Source organism: Nesterenkonia sphaerica, from assembly GCF_005771565.1.
Lineage (GTDB): Bacteria > Actinomycetota > Actinomycetes > Actinomycetales > Micrococcaceae > Nesterenkonia > Nesterenkonia sphaerica.
On sequence record NZ_VAWA01000013.1, the window covers coordinates 41128 to 61633 of the forward strand.

The following is a 20506-nucleotide window of genomic DNA, read 5'->3' on the forward strand; positions in this document are numbered from 1 at the left end:
GAGCTTGTTGCTAGCTAGGTTAACTATAAAGGAGCTGAGATATGGAGAGCTCGGCGGCTCACGTGGTGCTGCTCGATCAGCAGGGCCAACCATGTGGTACAGAACGCAAAGACCGAGTTCACTCCCCCCACACGCCGTTGCACCTGGGGTTCTCCTGTCATGTGCTGAACGCCGCAGGCGAGGTGCTCGTGACACGCAGGGCGTTGAATAAGCGTACCTGGCCTGGCGTCTGGACCAATTCCTTCTGCGGCCACCCCCAACCTTCGGAGTCCCTTGAGGAAGCCGTGCACCGGCACGCACGGCACGAGCTGGGTATGCAGGTCGGTGAGGTCTCCCTCGAGCTTCCTGACTTCCGGTACCAGGCTACCGATGCCTCCGGGGTCGTTGAGAATGAAATCTGTCCTGTGTTTTCCGCTGTGTCACTCAGCCCAACTGATCCCGACCCTGCCGAAGTGTGTGAACTGAGGTGGGTGGCACCAGCGAATCTCGCGGCCGCTATCGAGGCCGCCCCGTGGGCCTTTTCTCCATGGTTGGTCAGCCAGGCCCAGCAGATGGCCCACTATCAGAGTCGTGGAGACGCCGCTGTCCGCCCCCGGGGTCACTGATGAGTGTGCCCCTGCTGAGCCACTTGGGCCTGTATTCGCGCACCGCCGAGCGGGCCGCCTCCTGCGTGATCCGTGAGTACTCGACCTCGTTCGGTCTCGCGACCCGTCTGTTACCTCCGCCCACACGCGCCGGCATCTGCAACGTCTATGCGCTGGTACGCATCGCAGATGAGATTGTGGACGGTACCGCGGAAGAGGCCGGCCTCGATGCCGCCCTGCGCCGCGAAGTGCTGGACGCGCTGGAACGGGAGACGCTTGGGGCCTTGGACCGCGGGTTCAGCACGAACCTCGTCGTTCACTCCTTTGCGCTGACCGGCCGTGCGGCCGGCATCGGCACCGAGCTGGTACACGCCTTCTTCCGTTCCATGCGCCGTGACCTGGAGCCGGTGGTCCAGCTCAGCGAAGAGCAGTACAGGACATATGTCCACGGTTCGGCTGAGGTGGTAGGGCTGATGTGCCTTCGGGTATTTCTGCAGGACTACCCGGTCTCAGCCGAACACCTGCTGCGGCTGGAAGCTGGCGCGGCTCGCTTGGGAGCGGCGTTTCAAAAGATCAACTTCCTGCGTGACTTCGCCGAAGACTCGCAGCAGCTTGGCCGCACCTACTTCCCCGGAACGTCCCCCGGAGTGCTCGGTGAGCACAGAAAGTCAGAAATTATCGCCGACATTGAGGCCGATCTCGCTGAGGCCCGCCGTGCCCTACCACTGCTGCCTGCTGGAGCGCGTCGGGCCACGGCACTGGCGACCGCGCTGTTTGCGGAGCTGAACAAGCGTTTGCGCCGCGTGGACGCCGCCGCGCCGGTTCACACCCGGGTGTCAGTTCCCAGCCACGTGAAAGCACGAATCCTCGCTGAGACGCTGATCACCCATTCACCGGAACGAGGATCATGATCCGGCAACCGGCCTCGGAAAAGAAAGCCGTCGTCATCGGTGGAGGCTTCGCCGGACTGGCCACCGCGGCGCTGCTGGCCCGCGAAGGGATGCAGGTGACACTGCTGGAAGCCAGAAGCGAGCTCGGGGGCCGAGCCGCGGAGTGGGGTTGTCAAGGTTTTCGATTCGAAACCGGACCGTCCTGGTACCTGATGCCGGATGTCTTTGAACACTTCTTCGAACTTTTCGGCACGTCCGCGGCACACGAACTCGACCTGCAACCTCTGGACCCCGCCTACCGCGTACTCTTCGAAGGCGATTCGAAGCCGTTCGACCTTCCCGCCCAGCACAGCGAGCGCGCCCTGATGTCTCTTGGCATCTCAGCGGACTCTCTCAAGGACTACCTGTCCTCGGCGGCTGAGGCGTATGACTTGGCCACGCAAAGACTGCTCTACTCCACCTACGATCACTGGAGAGCGTTTCTGGACCCGGCGTTGATCACACGTCTGCCGAGGCTGCTGCGGCTGTTGACGCAGCCACTGGATAGGTTCATCGCCGGCCACACCAGCGACCAGCGCCTGCAGAAGATTCTTGGCTACCCGGCGGTCTTTCTGGGAACCTCACCCTCGGCGGCACCGAGTCTCTATCACTTGATGAGTCACCTGGACATTTCTCAAGGCGTTCTGTACCCCAAGGGCGGGTTCAGCGCGGTCGTCCAGGCGGTCACTCGCATGGCCCAGCAGCAGGGCGTGAGGATCCGGACCGGGGCCACCGCTGAACACATTGCGACCTCTCGAGGCCGCGCCACCGGCGTGCATTTCTCCGAGTCAGGCGCCAGGAGGCAGTTCCTCCCGGCCGACCTCGTGGTCTCCAGCGCTGACATGCACGTGACAGAAACCCAGCTGCTGACACCCAGGGATAGGACGCGGTCACCTCGGGCCTGGAAGCGCAGAGATCCCGGCCCGAGCGCAGTGCTGGCTCTTCTGGGGATTCAGGGCTCAACCCCCCAGCTGGCCCATCACACGCTGCTGTTCACTCAGGATTGGCAGCGTGGATTCGACGAGATCGCCGGCAAGAGGCCCCCCGAAGGGCCGCCACGATCCATCTATGTCTGCCGGCCAAGCGCCACGGACGAGGTGGCGCCCCCAGGCCATGAGAATCTCTTCGTATTGGTGCCGCTGCGCGCCGACACCTCGCTCGGGGCCGGTGGCATCGGAGGGCAGGGTGATGAGGCTGTTGAGCGCGTGGTCGACGAATCCATCGAACAGATCGCCCAGTGGGCACAGATACCGGACCTTGCTGAACGTGTGGTGGTCCGACGCAGCCTGGGGCCGCAGGACTTCGCTCGTGACTTCGGTGCCTGGCAGGGGGGAGCCCTGGGGCCCGCGCACACCTTGCGGCAGAGCGCGTTCCTGCGAGGGCCCATTGCGTCTCCGAAAGTCGCAGGACTCTTCTATGCTGGTGCCACCACCATGCCCGGGATTGGAGTGCCGATGTGTCTGATCAGCGCTGAGCTGGTGCTGAAGTCCGTGCGCAGGGAGACCACCACCGGCCCGGTGGAGGCCGTACATGCCGGTTGAGCCGACGAACCTGCTGTACCTGGGGGCGCTGCTGACCTCTGCAGCCTGCATATTGCTCATCGACTTCAGGCACCGTGTCTTCATCTTTCGGGAACCACTTCGGGCGAGCATGGTGATAGTCCTCGGCACCGTTTTTTTCCTGCTGTGGGACCTTGCCGGTATTGGGCTGGGCATTTTCTTTCAGGGAACCGGACCGTACATGACCGGGATCATGCTGGCTCCGGAGCTCCCCATAGAGGAGCTGGTCTTTCTGCTGTTCCTCTGCCACATCACCATGGTCCTGGTACTGGGGTCCCAACGGCTACTGATGAAGGGGGTCCAGGCGTGACCTATCTGGCGCTCTCGTCTGGGTTCCTCGCCGTCGCGGCACTGGTGGCAATCTGGGCCCGCTTGGTTCATGCGCGCAGCAGTCACAGCGCCGACTTCTCCTGGCGCGCCGTCGCCGCCGCGGCCGCGGTGCTCTTGCTGCTGACCGCCATATTCGACAATGTCATTATCGGGGTCGGGCTCGTCGACTACTCCGAAGAGCGTATTTCAGGTCTTCGCTTAGGTGTGGCGCCGATTGAGGACTTCAGCTACTCGATTGCTGCAGTGGTGCTGCTGCCTTCGCTGTGGGTGCTCTTCGCCCGGGTACAAAGCCGAAGGAGGTCCCATGCTCAGTGACCTCATTCGCTCCTCGCGGCCGCTGAGTTGGATCAACACGGCATATCCCTTCGCGGTGGCGTACTTGCTGAGCACCGGCGAGGTCGGGGCTGAGCTGATTATCGGTACGCTCTTCTTCCTCATCCCATACAACTTGGCGATGTATGGCATCAACGACGTCTTCGACTACGCCTCAGACGCCGCCAACCCCCGCAAGGGCGGGGCCGAGGGCGCCCTCCTTGCCCCGAGCCGGCATCGGACGGTGCTGTTGGCCTCAGCAGTGGTCTGCGTGCCGTTTGTCGTGGCGCTGGTGCTGCTGGGCACCTGGCCGTCCTGGATCGCTCTGGGGTGCAGCCTCTTCGCCGTGGTGGCGTATTCAGCGCCTCCGCTGCGGTTCAAAGAGATCCCAGGAGTGGATTCGCTGACCTCTAGTGTGCACTTCGTCAGCCCTGCGGTGTATGGCCTGGTGCTCGCCGGGGCTGACATTGAGGGCGCGACGCTGAGCCTCCTGGGCGCTTTCCTGCTTTGGGGTATGGCCAGCCACGCTTTTGGGGCGGTGCAGGACATCGGGCCAGATCGCGCGGCGGGCATCGCGTCCATCGCTACGGCCCTGGGTGCTCGGAATACCGTCCGTACCGTGTTAGCCCTGTGGGCAGCGGCGGGTCTGCTCGTGTTCGGTCTGGGGTGGCCCGCTGCCGTGGCGGGGCTGTTGGTGTTGCCCTATATTGCGGCGGCGGTGCCGCACCGTCATCTCACCGACGACCAGGCCGGCCAAGCGCACGAGGGTTGGCGCCACTTCTTGTGGATCAACTATGCGGTGGGGGCCGCGCTGACCATGTTTCTGATTTTCATATTCGGCTCTGCATAACGCGGCGGTCCGCTGGACGGATCTGCTGCTGATTGAACTTCTCCCACACAGAAAGGAACCTGAGCATGACGGAGAAAACACACGAGGGCTCAACTGTCCCGCACGCCACCGAGGCGTCGGCAGATGGCGCCCCGCACGTGTCCCGGCCCCAGGAGTACGACGCCATCTTGCTGGCTGGTTTCGGCGGCCCCGAGGGCCAGGAGGATGTCATCCCTTTCCTGCGCAATGTCACCCGGGGCCGCGGCATTCCGGATGAGCGCCTGGAGGAGGTAGCGACCCATTACCGTCACTTCGGCGGAGTCAGCCCCATCAACGAGCACAACCGGCAACTGCGCCAGGCCTTGGTGGAGGAGCTGCGCCGACGCGGCATGGATCACCCGGTCTACTGGGGCAATCGCAATTGGGACCCATATCTGGAAGACGCCGTGAAGGACGCCGCAGCCAATGGGCACACCAGGCTGCTGGCCTTCGCTACCAGCGCATACAGCTCCTATTCCAGCTGCCGTCAGTACCGGGAGGACTTTGCCCGGGCGCTGAAGGAGACGGGCCTGGAAGGCGTGGTGCGCATTGACAAGATCCGCCAGTTCTTTGATGTTCCCGGATTTGTGCAACCGTTCGCCGAAGGGGTGGCCACGGCTCTTCAGGACTTTGCGTCCGACGGGTACGCCCCGGAGCAGATCCGCATTCTGTTCGCTACCCACAGCATCCCCACTGCTGACGCTGAGCGGTCAGGCCCCCAAGAGCTAGAACTTGGTGAAGGAGGCGCCTACGCCGCGCAGCACAAGGCGGTCGGCGCCCAGATCATGGATCAGCTGACCGAAACCGGTACCGCCACCCCGCAGACTCAATGGGAGCTGGTGTATCAGTCGCGCTCAGGTCCTCCGAGCCAGCCGTGGTTGGAACCGGATGTCTGTGATCGGATTGCCGAACTCCCGGCGGAGGGAGTCAAGGCCGTGGCAGTGGTGCCGCTGGGATTCCTCAGTGACCACATGGAGGTGCTGTGGGACCTCGACAATGAGGCGCTAGAGGCGGCAGCTGATGCAGGACTCAAGGCAGTGCGCACACCGACCCCAGGAGTCCATCAGGCATTTGTCAGCAGCGTGGTCGACCTGGTGCAGGAGCGGATGGCGGCTGTTCCACCTCAGGACCGTCCTCATGTGACCCAGCTGGGACCGTGGTTCGATGTCTGTCGACCCGGCTGCTGTGAGAATGTGCGTCTGGGCTTCCGCCCCGCTGCTGCCGGCGTGGCGCCCTAAGTTCAAGCGACCGTCGCGGTTGTACGCTGCCTCCCCAGCCGGGAAGGCCACCAGAAGCGTGGGCCCAGGTCCACCCCGAGCGCAGGAATGAGCAAGGTGCGGACGACCAGAGTGTCTATCAGGACACCGAGGGAAACCAGGAATGCCAGCTGAACCATGAACATCAGAGGCAGCACCGCCAGGGCAGCGAAGGTCGCGGCCAGCACCACTCCGGCGCTGGTGATCACCCCACCGGTGACGACTAATGAGTGCAGCAGCCCGTCAGGCGCTCCCCGGCGGGGGGTCTCCTCCCGGGCGCGGGTGGTGAGGAAGATGCTGTAATCCACCCCTAGTGCCGTGAGGAACACGAATCCGAACAGTGGCACCGCGGGGTCTGCACCGGGAAAGTCGAAGAGGTAGTTGAACACCAGCGCTGAGATCCCCAGCGCAGCCAGATAGGACAGGACCGTGGTGACCAGCAGCAGCACGGGGGCCACCAACGCCCGCAGCAACACCACCAAGAAGACCAGAATGACCGCCAGGACGATCGGGATGATGGTGCGCAGGTCGTCTTGGGCGGTGGCGTTGGTGTCCAACTGGGTCGCTGTGGTGCCGCCGGTCAGCGCCTGGCCCTGGAGCCCATCCAGCCCCTGGCGCAGATCGCGGACGGTGTGCTCCGCAGCGAGGGAATCGCCGGGGTCGGTCAGCGTGACGGAGATCTCCACGTAGCCTGCGGCCTCAGCAGCCTCCGCAGGTGACGACGCCGGGGACCCGTCACCTGAGACCAAGTAGGCCTCCCCGACCCCTTCGACGGAGTCGATGATGCTGATGGCTTCTTCGGCCTCGTCTGCCGGGGCATACACATTGGTGGGCGCACCTGTGCCAGCGTCAAAATGACGCTCCAGCATCTGCTGACCAGACTTGGCGTCTGTCTCTCCCAGCACCAGCTCCGATTGTGGGACTCCTTCAGCTCTGAGATCCAGCACTCCGGCGGACCCGCCCAGCAGTACGAGGGTGACGACGATCCAGATGGTGCGGGGCCGGCGGCGCACCGCTGATGCCGCAGCCGTCCACAGGCGGGTCCGCTGACGCTGCTGGCGGAGTTCACGCCTGGCTGGTGCTACCGCCGCAGCCGTGGCCCGCGGAGTCTTCGGCCAGAACACCGGCCGGCCGAGCAGGGCCAGCAGGGCGGGAAGAAAGGTCAGTGTCGCGATCATGGCAAACACGATGCCTGCGCTGGCCACCGGCCCCAGTGCACGGTTGGAGTTCAAATCGGAGAAAAGCAGGCTGAGGAGGCCTACCGCTACGGTTCCGCCGGAGGCGACAATCGCCCCCAAGGAACGCCGCCATGCCTGCCACAGTGCGGAGAACCGGTCCTCCCGCTGCATCAACTCCTCCCTGTACCTCGCCACCAGCAGGAGGGAGTAGTCCGTGGCAGCCCCGATCACCAGGATCGACAAGATCCCCTGGGCTTGTCCATTGAGCTGAATCCAGCCCAACTGTGCCATCTGATAGATGACCACGATCGCTGCGCACAGCGCCGCGACCGAAGAGAGCAGCACCAGGAATGGCAGCATCACGGATCGGTAGACCAGCACCAGTATCGTGAAGACGGTGACCACCGCGACCACTAAGAGAATGCCGTCAATACCGGCGAACGCCTCGGCAAAGTCGTCAGAGAGCGCCGCCGGACCTGTCACGTGCGCGGTCCAGTCACTGGACGGAAGCTGCTCCTGAACGGCGTCACGCAGGTGGTCCACTGCGCCTTCCTCCACCGCCCGCTCCTCGATGAGCACCAGAATCTGTGCAGCCGCCCTGTCCTCGGCGACCCGCGGTGGCAGCACTTGAACGGTCCCGCCGAGCGCGGCAAAGTCAGCTGAGGCCGACTGCAGCGCGGAGAGGTCCTGGTCACTGATCTGCCCTGAGGTGGGCTCGGCAACCACTGTTGCGGGGATGGCGTCGTCGTCGGAGAACTCCTGACTCACCTCCAGCGCGAGAGTGGACTCGGCATCAGCGGGCAGGAACGTGGTCTGGTCATTGGAGATGACGTCCGAGACCTTGCCGAAAGTTTGGCCACCGACTGCAGTGATGATCAGCCACAGCGCCACCGCCACCACTGGCAGGATGACGCGGGCCCCACGCAGAACCTTGCCGCCATGGTGTGAAGTGTTCAATTCTTGCCTCTCGTGGACCAGTGTCGCGGTTATTGTACGGACTGGAGGAGGGGGCCACCTGGGAGGCGGCTGGCGTCTTCACCTGCCCGGAAGACCCGGCGCACTGATGCGATCCAGATTCCCCACTGTGGTGGCCCGGCACCGGTGTCCTACCATCGGAGGATGGTCGCCGACTCTGGATCCCCTCTTGTTCTGCTTGTCGAGGATGAGGCGCCCTTGGTGCGCCTGGTCGGCGGCTATCTCAGGCGTGAAGGGTATAGGGTCCAGGCCACTGGCGAAGGTGGCGAGGCTGTCGACTTGGCTCGGACCTGCTCCCCGGCCGTGGTGGTGCTGGACCTGGGGCTTCCGGGGTTGGACGGGGTTGAAGTGTGCCGACAACTGCGTACCTTTTCCGACTGCTACATCATTATGCTCACCGCCCGCGCCGATGAAGTCGATCGACTGATTGGCCTGTCGGTTGGCGCCGACGACTATGTCACCAAGCCTTTCAGTCCGCGGGAGTTGGTGCTGCGGGTCAAGGCGATGCTGCGCAGGCCCAGGCAGCAGAAGGCGCAACCCGAGCGCTGGGCCTCAGGGGAGCTCAGAGTCGATTCGCTGGCCCGGGAGGTGTACGTGGGAGATCGACAGATCGAGCTGACCCGTACCGAATTTGAGCTCCTGGCGACACTGATCGCTGAGCCTGCTGCGGTGCACTCCCGCCGTGACCTGATTCATCGCATTTGGGGTGAACAATGGGTGGGGGACGAACACCTGGTGGACGTCCATGTGGGCAATCTGCGAAAAAAGCTCGGCGACGACCCGGGGAGTCCGCGCTTCATCAGGACGGTGCGCGGGGTGGGTTACAAGTTGGAGCGTGGGGGATGAATTCGGCCAGGACGCCGGTGCGCACGCGGCTGGGAGTCCGACTTTTCTTCGGTGCAATGCTGATCTTGGGAGTGGGCGCACTTACCGCCTGGGTGGTGGCGCTGCTGACCGGCCCGGCTATCTTCCATGAACACATGCTTATGGTCGAGACTCCGCAGCAGGATCCTGAGGTGATGACCCATGCTGAGGAAGCCTTCGATCACACCTGGAGACTGTCGCTGCTACTGGCGCTCTGTGCAGCTTCCTTGGCCTCTATTATTGTCAGTCTTGCCCTGGCCCGCCGCATTGTGGTGACGCTGGACAAAGTCCGCAGCGCTGCCACACGGGTCGCTGGCGGCGACTATGCCGCGCGTGTACCTCGAGACGGTATGGGTACCGAAATGTCTGAAATGGCAGCTGCGTTCAACGGTATGGCTGTCAAGCTTGCAGAAACGGAGCAGACGCGCCAGCGCCTGCTGTCAGACCTTGCCCATGAAATGCGCACGCCGTTGGCGACCGTCGACGGTTATCTGGAAGGCATGCTCGATGGCGTGGCTGAGGCCGATGCCGAGACCTTGAGCATGCTGCGTGAGCAGACCGACAGGCTGCGACGCCTGGCAGAGGACATCTCGCTTGTCAGCCTCGCCGAGGAGCATCAGCTGAGAATGCAGAGCGAGCACATACCGGTCAGGGAGCTCCTTCAGACGGCAGAGTCGCAGGCTCGCAGTCTCTACGCCGCACAGGGGGTGCGCCTGGTGGTGGACCTGCCCCCAGCAGACGCAGCGGTCACCGGAGACCGGGACCGGCTCTCACAGGTCCTGACCAACCTCTTGGACAACGCGTTGCGGCACACTGACGACGGCGACAGCGTCACCCTCAGCGCTGCAGCGACTGCTCAGACTGTGCTCATCACGGTCGAGGACACCGGGCACGGGATCGCACAGGAACACCTTCCGCACATCTTTGAACGCTTCTACCGCGTGGATGCGGCGCGCGACCGGGCCCAAGGCGGCTCCGGCATCGGGCTGACGATCGTGAAATCGATCACCGAGGCGCACGGCGGGCACGTGGCAGTTCACAGCCGGGGGCGCGGTCAGGGTGCCACTTTCAGAATTGAACTTCCTCGAGCTGAGGAGCGCATTGGGGTGGCGAACCCCTGGTCGGCCGTGTGAAGATTCCGTCAAGAGTCCCGCGTTCCGCAGACGGACCGCGATTTGTTGGATATCCTAGATGGTCGCGCAGATTGTCACCTGTTGTACGGCCTACTGATTGCACTGGGGGAGCCGGAGATTGTCACCTGATGCTGGGTCCCGCTCCCCGCGGCGGCCGGCGCCGCGCTGGGATCGCATCTCTGCACTGGATGCCGCCCGCGGCCTGGCCATCCTGGGCATGGTTGCTGTCAATGTGGGACCCCGTGGCGGAGATTCCCTCGCGGAGATTCTCTACCGCGCCCCCCACGGGCGGGCTTCGCTGCTGTTCGTCTTGTTGGGCGGAATCAGCTTCGCACTGCTGACCCGCCGCAGCTGGCACGGCGGCATGGGCACCCCATGGGGAAAGGTGCTCTGGCGAGCGACACTTCTCTTGGCGGTGGGGCTGCTGCTCCAAGAACTCGACCATGGGCTGCGCGTCATACTGACCACCTACGCCGCGCTCTTTCTTCTGGGTCTGCCCCTGGCCCGTGCCCGCGGCCGTCTCCTGCTGCTCTTGGCCGGAGTCAGCGTCAGTCTTGGGCCGGTGCTGTGGATCCTGATGCAAGAGCACACCGACAAAGCGTTTGACCGAGAACCTGTCACCGCAGCGTCCATGCCCGGGGAGATCCTCACCGGCACACTGCTGACCGGGCCCTACCCTGCGGTGGTGTGGGCAGCCCCGTTCCTGTTCGGCATGTGGCTCGGGCGCCAGAATCTCACCGACTCAAGAGTCTCCACCCGCATGGTCCTCTGGGGAGGGGTGACCGCTGTTGCCACCCGCGCGGTCTCGTTTCTGCTGATCTCCGTGTTCGGTGAACCCACCGGCCACACTGGGTGGCAGCGGCTGGTCAGTGATGTGGCGCATTCGGAAATGCCGCTGTGGATGCTGGGAAGCACCGGGGCCGCAGTATTCGTGCTGGGGGTGTGCCTCAAAGTTGGTGACTGGACCCGGTTGGCCACCAAACCTCTGGCCGACTTGGGTCGGCTTGCCTTCACCGCCTATGTGCTGCACTTGGTCGTTATCGCACTGCTGGTCCGGCCCGGGCCGGAGACACTGCTCGGTGGGGTGACCACCACTGCGGTCTTGGGCGCAGCATTGATCCTTTTCGCCGTGCTGTGGCTGCTGGTGTTCCCACGGGGACCTTTCGAGCTGCTGCTCAGCGTCCCGCGGCTGCGACCGGACACCCAGGGCCGCAACAAATCCTGAGCTGTCCCTCAAGTGCTGCGCAGGGTTTGATGAAGATTTGCTCAAGGCGTCTGATTCAGCGTGACCATCCGATCAGTGACCGGTTAACTGAAGGGGAAAACTCTCCCCGACCCTGAAGGAGCGCGCCCATGAAGTCCCCCGCATCTGCAGCTCTGATCGGAATACTCACCGGCACATTGGCGCTGGTCTCCTGCGGTGAAGCAGACCAGGAGGCCCCGGATACGGGTGCCGAGTCCGCACCCACGGCCGATACCACCGATGAGGAGTTCAACGACGCTGATATTGAGTATGTCTCGGGGATGATCGCCCACCATGAACAGGCTGTGGAGATGTCAGACATCCTACTGAACAAGGACGACGTCGCACCGGATGTCGCTGCTTTGGCCCACGATATTCGGCAGGCTCAGCAGCCGGAAATCGACCAGATGGAAAGCTGGATGGAATCCTGGGGCCATGCCGCGGACGCCGAACACGGAGGGCACGGCGACGCATCTGATGCGCACCACGGCATGATGAGTGATGAGGATCTCGAGGAGCTGGAGAGCTCCGGCGGAGAAGCGGCCTCACAGCTCTTCCTGGAGCAGATGATTGCTCACCATGAAGGGGCTGTGACCATGGCGGAGGACCATCTGCAGCATGGTCACCACCCGGAAGCCCTGGAGCTGTCTGAGGACGTCATTGCGGACCAGACGGCAGAGATCGAGCAGATGGAAGAAATGCTCAAGTCTGACTAAACGCCTCTGACTAGGTGTTTTGTTGTGCCCCAGGCAGGATTCGAACCTGCGACACCCACTTTAGGAGAGTGGTGCTCTATCCCCTGAGCTACTGAGGCCTAGCGTGCCGGATGCGGCACCCGTCCATGGTAGCCGCTATGCGGGCTTCCGGCGTGGTTGCCTGCCGGTGAGGATGAAATCCCGCACCACCACCGTGACCACCACGGCGCTCACAATGCCCAGCAGCGCCCAGCTGAGGATAGTCATCGTTGAGCTGACCGCCACCGTGCTCGCCTCGACCGGCACCTGAGATAAGAGGTTGTCGATGAGGAAATTCTCCGTGATGTCAACAGCGGCAAAGACGGCTGCAGCAGCCACGGCGACCCACCGCCACCGCCCGCGGGCCAGCAGTCCCACGGTTCCCCACGTTGCGAGCACCACCGTGACTGGGAACATCATCCCGGCCGTCTTGTGGAGGAAGTTCAGCTGCCCCTCAGCATCCCTTTCCAGGGCAGCCTGTAAAGCAGCTATGTCGGCAGCGTCGTAGCCGGTGATCCTCGCCCCGGGCATGGACAACCCATCAGCGAAGTAGGTCAGCTGCGGCATCGCATAGGCGTGCAGATACAGCCCCAGAAAGAGCGTGATGCCCAACAGGGCGTAGACCAGAATCCGTGGTGAGCCCGCATTTTGCTGCGGGGAGGGGGGCCGGCGCCCTGCCGAGCGCGGCTCGACAGCGCCGCTGCTGAACTGCGGGTTGCCACGATTCTTCTTCCGCCGCTTCGACATAGCTCCATCCTCCCAGAATCGGCAGCCTGCTCAGCCTCGCCGGACCATGGCCGTCACCACCAAGAGCACGGTCACCACCAGCAGGGCGCTTAACAGCGCCACCGCACCGGAGTAGCCGACTGGCGTCTCCGCCAACCACCCCACCACTGCGGGCCCTGCGGCCCGTCCCAAGGCGATGGCCACAGCCTGCAATCCCATCAGCGCGCCAAAACGGGCACCTGAGTACCAGTCGCTCATGATCACCGCGCGCAGTGGGATGAACGCTCCGAAAAGCAGACCGAAGATGATGAAGTGCCCATGCATCTCCCAGGTCGCGGTGCCTCGAACCGCCAGCCAGACTGCTGGCATGATCAGCACCGTCAGCGTGATGTAGAGCTTGGCTGCATCGAACCGGTTGGCCAGCACCGGCAGAAGAAACCGGGCCGGGAGACTCAACAGCCCCACCGCGGCTGCCCACCACCCCACCACTGCGGGGTCAAAGCCTGAGGCTTCAAACCGGGCGATGCGGTGCACATTGAAAGCTTCCAGTACTGCCATGGTCAGGGCCGCCGCGATGCTCAGGGGGATGAAACCTCGAGGAACACCCTTGTCGCGCACCCGCCGCGAAGGAGACGATGGATCCACGGTTGCGCCCGCTGCGGCACCTGGAGGCGCAGGCGCGCCTCGTAACGCCCATCCAACAGTCAGCGAGGCAGTCAACAGCACGCTGAGCCCCAGCAGCGCGGCCGTGATGCGCCAACCGAGGAGATCCGTGGCGTAAGTGGTGGCGGGGATGAAGATTGGCCCCGCAAGACCGGTCAGCACGGTGAGCGTTCCAGCTGCGCGATTGCGGCGCTCGCGGCCAAACCACTGCTGGAGAGCCACGAAGGCCGGTTCGAACAGCACCATGGCGCTTCCTGGGCCGATGAGCAGCCACCACGCGCACAGCACCTGCCATGGAGCTGTGCTGGCGGCGAAACCCAGGAATCCCAGACAAACGAGGCTTCCGCCGAGAGCCACAATGCTGCGGATGCCGTGCCGATCGGCGTAACGTCCCACCGGCACCGCCACAGCGGCCCCAGTCAGCACCGAGCCCGAAAAGCCAGCCGAAAGCAGCCCCAGCGAGAACTCAGCACCAGCCGCGCCAGAAGTGATCAGCACTGAGGTGCCGTAGAGGATCGCCCCAAAGCTGACCCCCACACTGCACGCCAATGCCCAGACCAGGCGGCGGAATTTCGCAGCGTCCCCTGGTGCAGACGAAGAGTTCACATGCACCTTTCGGCCTGATGGCGGCATGCCTACATGCCGACTCTGCTTCTTAGGGTTGCTACGCCTTAAACTCAGGGCCGCCGAAGCGGCACATGACTGGATATCCTACAGACCCATCACCCGGTGCGCCGGAGTGCCCTGCTGCCGCCCGCGTAGACTGGGAGGGATATGGAATTCCTCTTTACGCCCCCTTCTGAGAGATCTGCGACGACGCCCCCAGAGCCCCGAGTGCCCCAGTCGGCCCTGGGCGGCCAGCAGTCGTGGGACCAGGTGGAGTCTGCGCCGCCGCAGCAGCGCCACCTCTACTCCCCGTCCGATGCGACAGCGGGACTGAACCCGCAGCAGCAGGAAGCCGTACTGCACACCGGGGCGCCGCTGCTGATCGTCGCCGGGGCCGGATCGGGCAAGACGCGGGTGCTCACCCGGCGGATTGCGCACCTCATCCAGACCGGTCAGGCGCGGCCGCACGAGATTCTGGCCATCACCTTCACCAATAAGGCTGCCCGGGAGATGAAGGAGCGGGTGGCGGAGCTCATAGGTCCCACAGCGGAACGGATGTGGATCTCTACTTTCCATTCGTCCTGCGTGCGCATCCTCCGAGCCGAGGCCGCCACTATCGGCCGGAAGTCCACGTTCACCATCTACGATGCTGCCGATGCGCTGCGCTTGGTCACCCAGATCAGCAAGGAGCACCAGCTGGATCCCAAGCGGTTCAACCCGCGTGCTCTGCGCAATAAGATCTCGGCGCTGAAGAATGAGCTGATTGACGCGGAGGAGTTCAGCGCCAAGGCGCCCAATGAGCCGTTCAGCGAAGCGGTCGTCACTGTCTACCGGGAGTACACGCAGCGGCTGCGTGCGGCCAATGCGTACGATTTCGACGATCTGCTCTGTGAGACGGTCTACATGTTGGAGGCCTTCCCCGCGGTGCTGGACAACTATCGCCGCCGGTTCCGGCACGTGCTGGTCGATGAATACCAGGACACCAACCACGCACAGTACCGGCTCATCCGGCTGCTGACCGGTCCTGAGGCAGAGGTGGACACCCCGCCGGCTGAGCTCACTGTGGTGGGGGACTCCGATCAGTCCATCTACGCCTTCCGCGGCGCCGATATCCGCAATATCGTGGAATTTGAACGTGACTATCCGGCAGCTGCCACGATCAAACTTGAACAGAACTACCGGTCTACCCAGAACATCCTCTCGGCCGCCAACGCGGTCATCAGCCAGAACCCCGCCCGGGTGGACAAGCAGCTCTGGACAGCCAACGGCGCTGGCACCAAGGTCACCGTGCACACCGCCTACTCCGAGGCCGACGAGGCCGAATGGGTCGCCCGCACCATCGACCAGCTCGGCGACGATCACGGCATCCGCCCCTCAGACGTGGCAGTCTTTTACCGCACCAACGCGCAGTCGCGGTCCTTGGAGGAGCGGCTGATCAACCGGGGGATCCCCTACCGAGTCATCGGCGGCACCCGCTTCTACGACCGCAAAGAGATCAAAGACGCACTGGCCTATCTGCGTGTCATCAATAACCCTGACGACGACGTCAACCTCCGCAGGATCCTCAATGAGCCCAAACGGGGCATCGGAGACAAGGCGGAAGCCGCCGTCGCTGCGCTCGCGGCTCGGGACCGCACCACCTTCTTCGAGGCTCTGCGCCGTGCGGAGGAGACCGCCTTAGGTGCACGGGCGGTGAAAAGTATCGGCTCATTTGTGCGGATTATGGACGACGTCGCCTCCCTGGCTTCCACCGAGAAGCCCTCCGTGGTGCTGGAGGCCGCACTGGAGCAGTCCGGGATGATGGCGGCTCTGCGTGAGTCGAAGGACCTGCAGGATGAGTCCCGGGCCGACAACTTGGGCGAGCTGGTCGCAGTCCTGAAGGAGTATGAGGCCACACAGGAGGCGCCGACCCTGGAGGACTTCCTGGAGCAGGTCAGCCTGATCGCTGATGCTGATGCCATTCCCGATGCCGCCGATCCGGAGTCCCAGCGGCTGGCCGCCGAGCAGGGTCAGGTGACGCTGATGACCCTCCACACGGCGAAAGGCCTCGAATTTCCAGTGGTCTTTCTCACAGGTATGGAGCACGGCGTCTTCCCGCACCAACGCTCCATGGGGGATTCGGAGCAGATGTCAGAAGAGCGCAGGTTGGCGTATGTCGGACTGACTCGCGCCGAGCAGCGGCTGTATCTCAGCCGCGCCGAATCGCGCAGCCTGTGGGGCCAGACACAGCACAATCCGCCCAGCCAATTCCTCGCCGATCTGCCCGAAGATCTGGTCGAAAACAGCGGCTCCTCGGCCTCTACGTGGTCGCCCTCCGGTGCCTCCCGCCGCGGATCCGCAGGCCTCGGACGTTCTGTGCAGGACAGCTGGGGCACAGAGCCTGCACTGACCGGCCGCAGCCCAGGTGAGGTGACATTCAGCCCTCCTGCGGTGCGCACCCCCCGGTCACAGGTCAACCCGGAAAGAGAGATCCCCTCCCTGAGCCCAGGGGACCAGGTGCAGCACGCAAAATTTGGCCGCGGTGAAGTGCTCTCCGTGGAGGGCTCAGGGGACAAATCGGTGGCCAAGGTGAGCTTCGCCGGATCAGAGAAGCGACTTCTCCTGCGATATGCTCCAGTTGAGAAAGTCAGCTAGGGCGCATCCGTCCTGGCGGCACTCGATAAGTGAAGTTGACTTCGAGGCAGAAGGACACCACACGTGGACCTGTATGAGTACCAGGCGCGCGACCTGTTTGAGGCACATGGAGTACCTGTGCTCGCCGGGATCGTGGCGCAAACCCCAGAAGAAGCAAAGGCAGCAGCAGAGAAGATCGGCGGCGTCGTTGTCATCAAAGCCCAGGTGAAGGTGGGCGGCCGCGGCAAAGCCGGCGGCGTGAAACTCGCCAAGACCCCTGAGGAAGCCTACGAGCACGCGCAAGCGATCCTGGGCATGGATATCAAGGGGCACACCGTGCACCGAGTGATGATCGCCCAGGGCGCGGACATCGCCGAGGAGTACTACTTCTCCATCCTGCTGGACCGGGCCGAGCGCAACTACCTCGCCATGTGCTCCAAAGAAGGCGGCGTGGAGATCGAGCAGCTCGCCGTGGACTCCCCGGAGAAGCTGGTGCGGTACAACTTCGACCCCAACACCGGCATCGACGCTGATGCCGCAGCGGAGATCGCTCAGCAAGCCGGCTTCTCCGCTGAGGAGGTGCCGGCGCTGGTGGAGGCCTTCCAGAAGCTGTGGGAAGCCTTCTCCGCTGAGGACGCGACCCTGGTGGAGGTCAACCCGCTGGTGAAGACCGGCGACGGTGCCATCATTGCCCTGGATGGCAAAGTCACGATCGACGAGAACGCAGCCTTCCGTCAGCCCGGTCACGCGGACCTGGTGGACCAGTCCGCAGAGGACCCCCTGGAGGCCAAGGCCAAGGCCCACGACCTCAACTACGTGAAACTCGACGGTTCGGTCGGGATCATCGGCAATGGCGCCGGTCTGGTGATGTCCACTCTGGATGTGGTGGCCTACGCCGGCGAAGCCCACAATGGAGTCACCCCGGCGAACTTCCTGGACATCGGCGGTGGCGCCTCGGCTGAGGTGATGGCCAACGGGCTCGACGTCATCCTCGGCGATGACCAGGTCAAGTCAGTGTTCGTCAACGTCTTCGGTGGGATCACCGCCTGTGACGCGGTCGCGACAGGCATTGTCAAAGCACTCGAGATACTCGGCGACACCGCCACCAAACCGCTGGTGGTCCGCTTGGACGGCAACAACGTGGATGAAGGCCGCCGAATCCTCAAAGAGGCCAACCACCCGCTGGTGATCACCGCTGACACGATGGACGGCGGCGCTGACAAAGCCGCCGAGCTGGCTAACAAGTAAGGACTGAAGGCGCACACATGTCTATTTACCTGAACAAAGACTCCAAAGTCATCGTCCAGGGCATCACCGGCGGCGAGGGCACCAAACACACCGCACTGATGCTCAAAGCAGGCACCAACATTGTCGGCGGAGTCAACGCTCGCAAGGCCGGCACCACGGTCTCGCACAAGGACCAGGCCGGCCAGGACGTCGACCTCCCCGTCTTCGGCTCGGTCGCCGAGGCCATGGAGAAGACCGGCGCTGACGTGTCGGTGGTCTTCGTGCCGCCGAAGTTCGCCAAAGATGCCGCTGTGGAGGCCATCGAGGCCGGAATCGGTCTGCTGGTGGTCATCACGGAGGGCATCCCGGTGCAGGACTCTGCCGAGTTCTTCAACCTCTCGCTGACCAAGACTGGTCCGGACGGCAAGCCGACGACCCGGATCATCGGCCCGAACTGCCCTGGCATCATCACCCCGGGCGAATCCTTGGCCGGCATCACACCGGCAAACATCACCAATAAGGGTCCCATCGGCTTGGTCTCCAAGTCCGGCACACTGACCTACCAGATGATGTACGAACTCCGTGACATCGGCTTCTCCACCTCCATCGGCATCGGCGGTGATCCAGTGATCGGCACCACGCACATCGACGCATTGGAAGCCTTCGAGGCTGACCCGGACACTGAGGCCATCGTGATGATCGGGGAGATCGGCGGCGACGCTGAGGAACGGGCGGCTGAGTACATCAAAGCTCATGTCAGCAAGCCGGTCGTCGGCTACGTGGCAGGGTTCACCGCGCCGGAGGGCAAGACGATGGGCCACGCCGGCGCAATCGTCTCCGGCTCTTCCGGCACGGCTGAAGCGAAGAAAGAAGCCCTGGAGGCTGCCGGAGTCAAAGTCGGAAAGACTCCATCCGAGACTGCGCAGCTGCTGCGTGAGATCTACAAAGGTGGCCCCTCCGCAGAGTCCGCACCGGTGACTGCGGGCACCGCGACGGTCAGAGAGAAGGCTGGAGCGCTCGTGGACAAGGTCAAGAGCACCTTGAAGCGGTAGCATCCGCCGCGCAGGCGCGCCGTCACCCCACCAGGGTGGCGGCGCGCTGCTGGTTAACCAGCAGCCGCAGGAGGCTCAGTCACCCCCCGGCCTCGGAGCCCTCGCCCAGGGCCCGGTCGCGGTAGGCCTCGAACTGAAAGTGCCGTCCGCTGATCTCACTCGGGGTCACTTTGACGAAATGCTCCTTCAAGCCCGGCACCCAGGGCCGCAGACCCAGTTCCTCCGCCGCAGCAATCTCCTGTGACCTCTCCAGCATGCGCGCCGAGCCCCGCACCACCACAGACCAGCCCTGATCGGACAGAATGCCATCGGCCTCAATGAGGACCTGGTCATTGACCGCGATTTCTGCCAATTTGGTGCCGGGGGCGGTGCGGAAGAAGACACTGCCCTCGTGGGTGGCAATATTGATCGGGAAAATATCCGGCCGCCCGCCCACGACGCCGACCAGGCGGCCGTGTTGGGTGCCCTCCAGCAGCTGCCAGCACTGGTCCTCAGTCAGTTTCAAGACTGGATGATTCTCGGGGTGGTCAAACATCACGGAATACTCCTTCGCCACAGGGGTGGGCTGCAGTGCCCAGCATCTCCAGTTTACTGATCGGCCACCTGCAGGGAAGTGCTCGCCGGCCGGCGCGCGGCCCACACACGTGCTATTCACGTCTCCGTGTGGTTCCGCTCTCCCGGGGCACTCTGTCTACAGTAGGACTATGACCCACCGACCTGCCGTCCTGCCCAATGCCGGTGAACTACGCGACATCGCCGTCACGGCAGCCCGCACCGCCGGGGACCCGCTCCGCACCGCTTTTCGCTCACAGATGGAGGTGGAACTCAAGACCTCCGCCCACGATCTGGTGACGGTGTGGGACCGGCAGACCGAGGACACCCTGATCGATCTGCTCCGCGACGCCGTGCCGGACTCCCGCTTCACCGGAGAAGAGGGCGGAGCACACGGGCACGGCCGCGTGGAGTGGATCATCGACCCGATCGACGGCACCTCCAACTTCGCCCACGGTTTCGCCATGTTCAGCGTCTCGATCGCAGCTGCGGTGGACGACCAGGTCCTGGCTGGCGTGGTGTATGACCCCATCAGCCGAACGCTGTTCTCAGCCGACGACGCCGCCGCCTACCTCGCGATCGATGACGGTCCTGACCACGTGCTCAACCCCACCTCAAAGGCGGGGGCCACCGAGCAGAGCCTGTCGGTGCTGACCAATTTCCCGGGGGCGTGGGGGGTCGAAAGATACGGGAACGAAGCGCTGGAAGCGTTTGGCACTCTGGTGACCACCTTCGCGACCGTGCGGCGCATCGTCTCGGGAGCCCTGGAACTGTGCCACTTGGCCGCTGGATGGTCCGACGTCGTGATTAACTGCCGCACCAGCCCCTGGGATATTGCCGCTGGCCAGCTCATTCTCCGCCGAGCCGGCGGCAAATTCCTGCCCCACGGGACCCGCGACGGCCGATCCTGGGACGGGACCGAGACGCACGACCTTCACCTGGCCCCCGGTTATCTGGGCCTGGGGCCAGGGGTGCAGGCACCGACCGCAGAAGAGGTGGTGGCTCGGTTCGTCCGCCACGGTGCCTGAGGCTCGGCAGACAGGCGGTTTAGGCAGGGCAAACGCTTAGGCGTGCTGAAGATTTGTCACACCAGCTCCCCGCA

At 63.9% G+C, this 20506-nt stretch carries 18 protein-coding genes, 1 tRNA gene and 1 pseudogene; 15 read left to right on the forward strand and 5 right to left on the reverse strand.

What is annotated here, in order from left to right; genetic code table 11:
* Positions 1–41: 41 nt before the first annotated feature.
* The 7 genes from idi (at position 42) to FEF27_RS10000 (ending at position 5820) form a co-directional block, all read left to right on the forward strand.
* On the forward strand, positions 42–605 hold the full coding sequence (gene idi, locus FEF27_RS09970) for an isopentenyl-diphosphate Delta-isomerase (RefSeq protein WP_138170712.1): 564 nt from the start codon (positions 42–44) through the stop codon (positions 603–605).
* Entirely contained in the window at positions 605–1495 is an 891-nt protein-coding gene (locus FEF27_RS09975) for a phytoene/squalene synthase family protein (RefSeq protein ID WP_166429988.1), read from the forward strand. The genes idi and FEF27_RS09975 overlap by 1 nt, the downstream gene beginning before the upstream one ends.
* On the forward strand, positions 1492–3054 hold the full coding sequence (gene crtI, locus FEF27_RS09980; RefSeq protein WP_138170713.1) for a phytoene desaturase family protein: 1563 nt from the start codon (positions 1492–1494) through the stop codon (positions 3052–3054). Before FEF27_RS09975 ends, crtI begins: the two co-directional genes overlap by 4 nt.
* Positions 3044–3382, forward strand: coding sequence for a lycopene cyclase domain-containing protein (locus tag FEF27_RS09985; RefSeq protein WP_138170714.1), 339 nt, complete (start codon positions 3044–3046; stop codon positions 3380–3382). Before crtI ends, FEF27_RS09985 begins: the two co-directional genes overlap by 11 nt.
* Positions 3379–3717, forward strand: coding sequence for a lycopene cyclase domain-containing protein (locus FEF27_RS09990; RefSeq protein WP_138170715.1), 339 nt, complete (start codon positions 3379–3381; stop codon positions 3715–3717). Before FEF27_RS09985 ends, FEF27_RS09990 begins: the two co-directional genes overlap by 4 nt.
* Entirely contained in the window at positions 3707–4564 is an 858-nt protein-coding gene (locus FEF27_RS09995) for a prenyltransferase (RefSeq protein ID WP_138170716.1), read from the forward strand. Before FEF27_RS09990 ends, FEF27_RS09995 begins: the two co-directional genes overlap by 11 nt.
* 65 nt (positions 4565–4629) lie before the next feature.
* Positions 4630–5820 (forward strand): ferrochelatase, encoded by a 1191-nt coding sequence (locus tag FEF27_RS10000; protein ID WP_138170717.1) that lies wholly within the window; start codon positions 4630–4632, stop codon positions 5818–5820.
* Positions 5821–5822: 2 nt separating this feature from the next.
* Here the strand turns inward: FEF27_RS10000 and FEF27_RS10005 are convergent, their stop codons facing one another.
* Positions 5823–7973, reverse strand: coding sequence for an MMPL family transporter (locus tag FEF27_RS10005; protein ID WP_208009781.1), 2151 nt, complete (start codon positions 7971–7973; stop codon positions 5823–5825).
* Between the two features lie 162 nt (positions 7974–8135).
* Here FEF27_RS10005 and FEF27_RS10010 point away from each other — a divergent pair, with 162 nt between their 5' ends.
* The 4 genes from FEF27_RS10010 (at position 8136) to FEF27_RS10025 (ending at position 11947) form a co-directional block, all read left to right on the forward strand.
* Entirely contained in the window at positions 8136–8837 is a 702-nt protein-coding gene (locus tag FEF27_RS10010) for a response regulator transcription factor (RefSeq protein WP_208009783.1), read from the forward strand.
* Positions 8834–9988, forward strand: coding sequence for a sensor histidine kinase (locus FEF27_RS10015; RefSeq protein WP_138170718.1), 1155 nt, complete (start codon positions 8834–8836; stop codon positions 9986–9988). Before FEF27_RS10010 ends, FEF27_RS10015 begins: the two co-directional genes overlap by 4 nt.
* A gap of 118 nt (positions 9989–10106) precedes the next feature.
* Positions 10107–11213 carry a DUF418 domain-containing protein gene (locus tag FEF27_RS10020; protein WP_138170719.1) on the forward strand — a complete coding sequence of 369 codons (1107 nt, stop codon included), beginning with the start codon at positions 10107–10109 and terminating at the stop codon, positions 11211–11213.
* Positions 11214–11341: 128 nt separating this feature from the next.
* A complete protein-coding gene (locus tag FEF27_RS10025) occupies positions 11342–11947 on the forward strand; it encodes a DUF305 domain-containing protein (RefSeq protein ID WP_138170720.1) in 606 nt (201 codons plus the stop codon).
* 25 nt (positions 11948–11972) lie between these two features.
* On the opposite strand, the gene FEF27_RS10030 is transcribed toward FEF27_RS10025, so the two are convergent.
* The 3 genes from FEF27_RS10030 to FEF27_RS10040 all read right to left on the reverse strand — a co-directional run bounded on the left by FEF27_RS10030 (position 11973) and on the right by FEF27_RS10040 (position 13960).
* Positions 11973–12045: transfer RNA gene (locus tag FEF27_RS10030), tRNA-Arg, on the reverse strand.
* A 37-nt stretch (positions 12046–12082) separates the two neighbouring features.
* Positions 12083–12712, reverse strand: a complete 630-nt coding sequence (locus FEF27_RS10035) for a hypothetical protein (RefSeq protein ID WP_138170721.1) — start codon at positions 12710–12712, stop codon at positions 12083–12085.
* A 30-nt stretch (positions 12713–12742) separates the two neighbouring features.
* Positions 12743–13960 carry an MFS transporter gene (locus tag FEF27_RS10040; protein WP_166429989.1) on the reverse strand — a complete coding sequence of 406 codons (1218 nt, stop codon included), beginning with the start codon at positions 13958–13960 and terminating at the stop codon, positions 12743–12745.
* A gap of 168 nt (positions 13961–14128) precedes the next feature.
* On the opposite strand from FEF27_RS10040, the gene pcrA reads away from it, so the two are divergent.
* The 3 genes and pseudogenes from pcrA to sucD form a co-directional block, all read left to right on the forward strand.
* A complete protein-coding gene (gene pcrA, locus FEF27_RS10045) occupies positions 14129–16594 on the forward strand; it encodes a DNA helicase PcrA (protein ID WP_138170723.1) in 2466 nt (821 codons plus the stop codon).
* Positions 16595–16657: 63 nt separating this feature from the next.
* Positions 16658–17821: an ADP-forming succinate--CoA ligase subunit beta gene (gene sucC / locus FEF27_RS10050; protein WP_138170724.1), complete on the forward strand. Its 1164-nt coding sequence runs from the start codon at positions 16658–16660 to the stop codon at positions 17819–17821.
* 17 nt (positions 17822–17838) lie between these two features.
* A pseudogene (gene sucD / locus FEF27_RS10055) lies at positions 17839–18744 on the forward strand (succinate--CoA ligase subunit alpha); the annotation flags it as partial.
* Positions 18745–18931: 187 nt separating this feature from the next.
* On the opposite strand, the gene FEF27_RS10060 reads toward sucD, so the two are convergent.
* On the reverse strand, positions 18932–19387 hold the full coding sequence (locus tag FEF27_RS10060) for a pyridoxamine 5'-phosphate oxidase family protein (RefSeq protein ID WP_208009788.1): 456 nt from the start codon (positions 19385–19387) through the stop codon (positions 18932–18934).
* 169 nt (positions 19388–19556) lie between these two features.
* Between FEF27_RS10060 and FEF27_RS10065 the strand changes: the two genes are divergently transcribed.
* Positions 19557–20432 (forward strand): inositol monophosphatase family protein, encoded by an 876-nt coding sequence (locus FEF27_RS10065; RefSeq protein WP_138170727.1) that lies wholly within the window; start codon positions 19557–19559, stop codon positions 20430–20432.
* Positions 20433–20506: the final 74 nt, after the last annotated feature.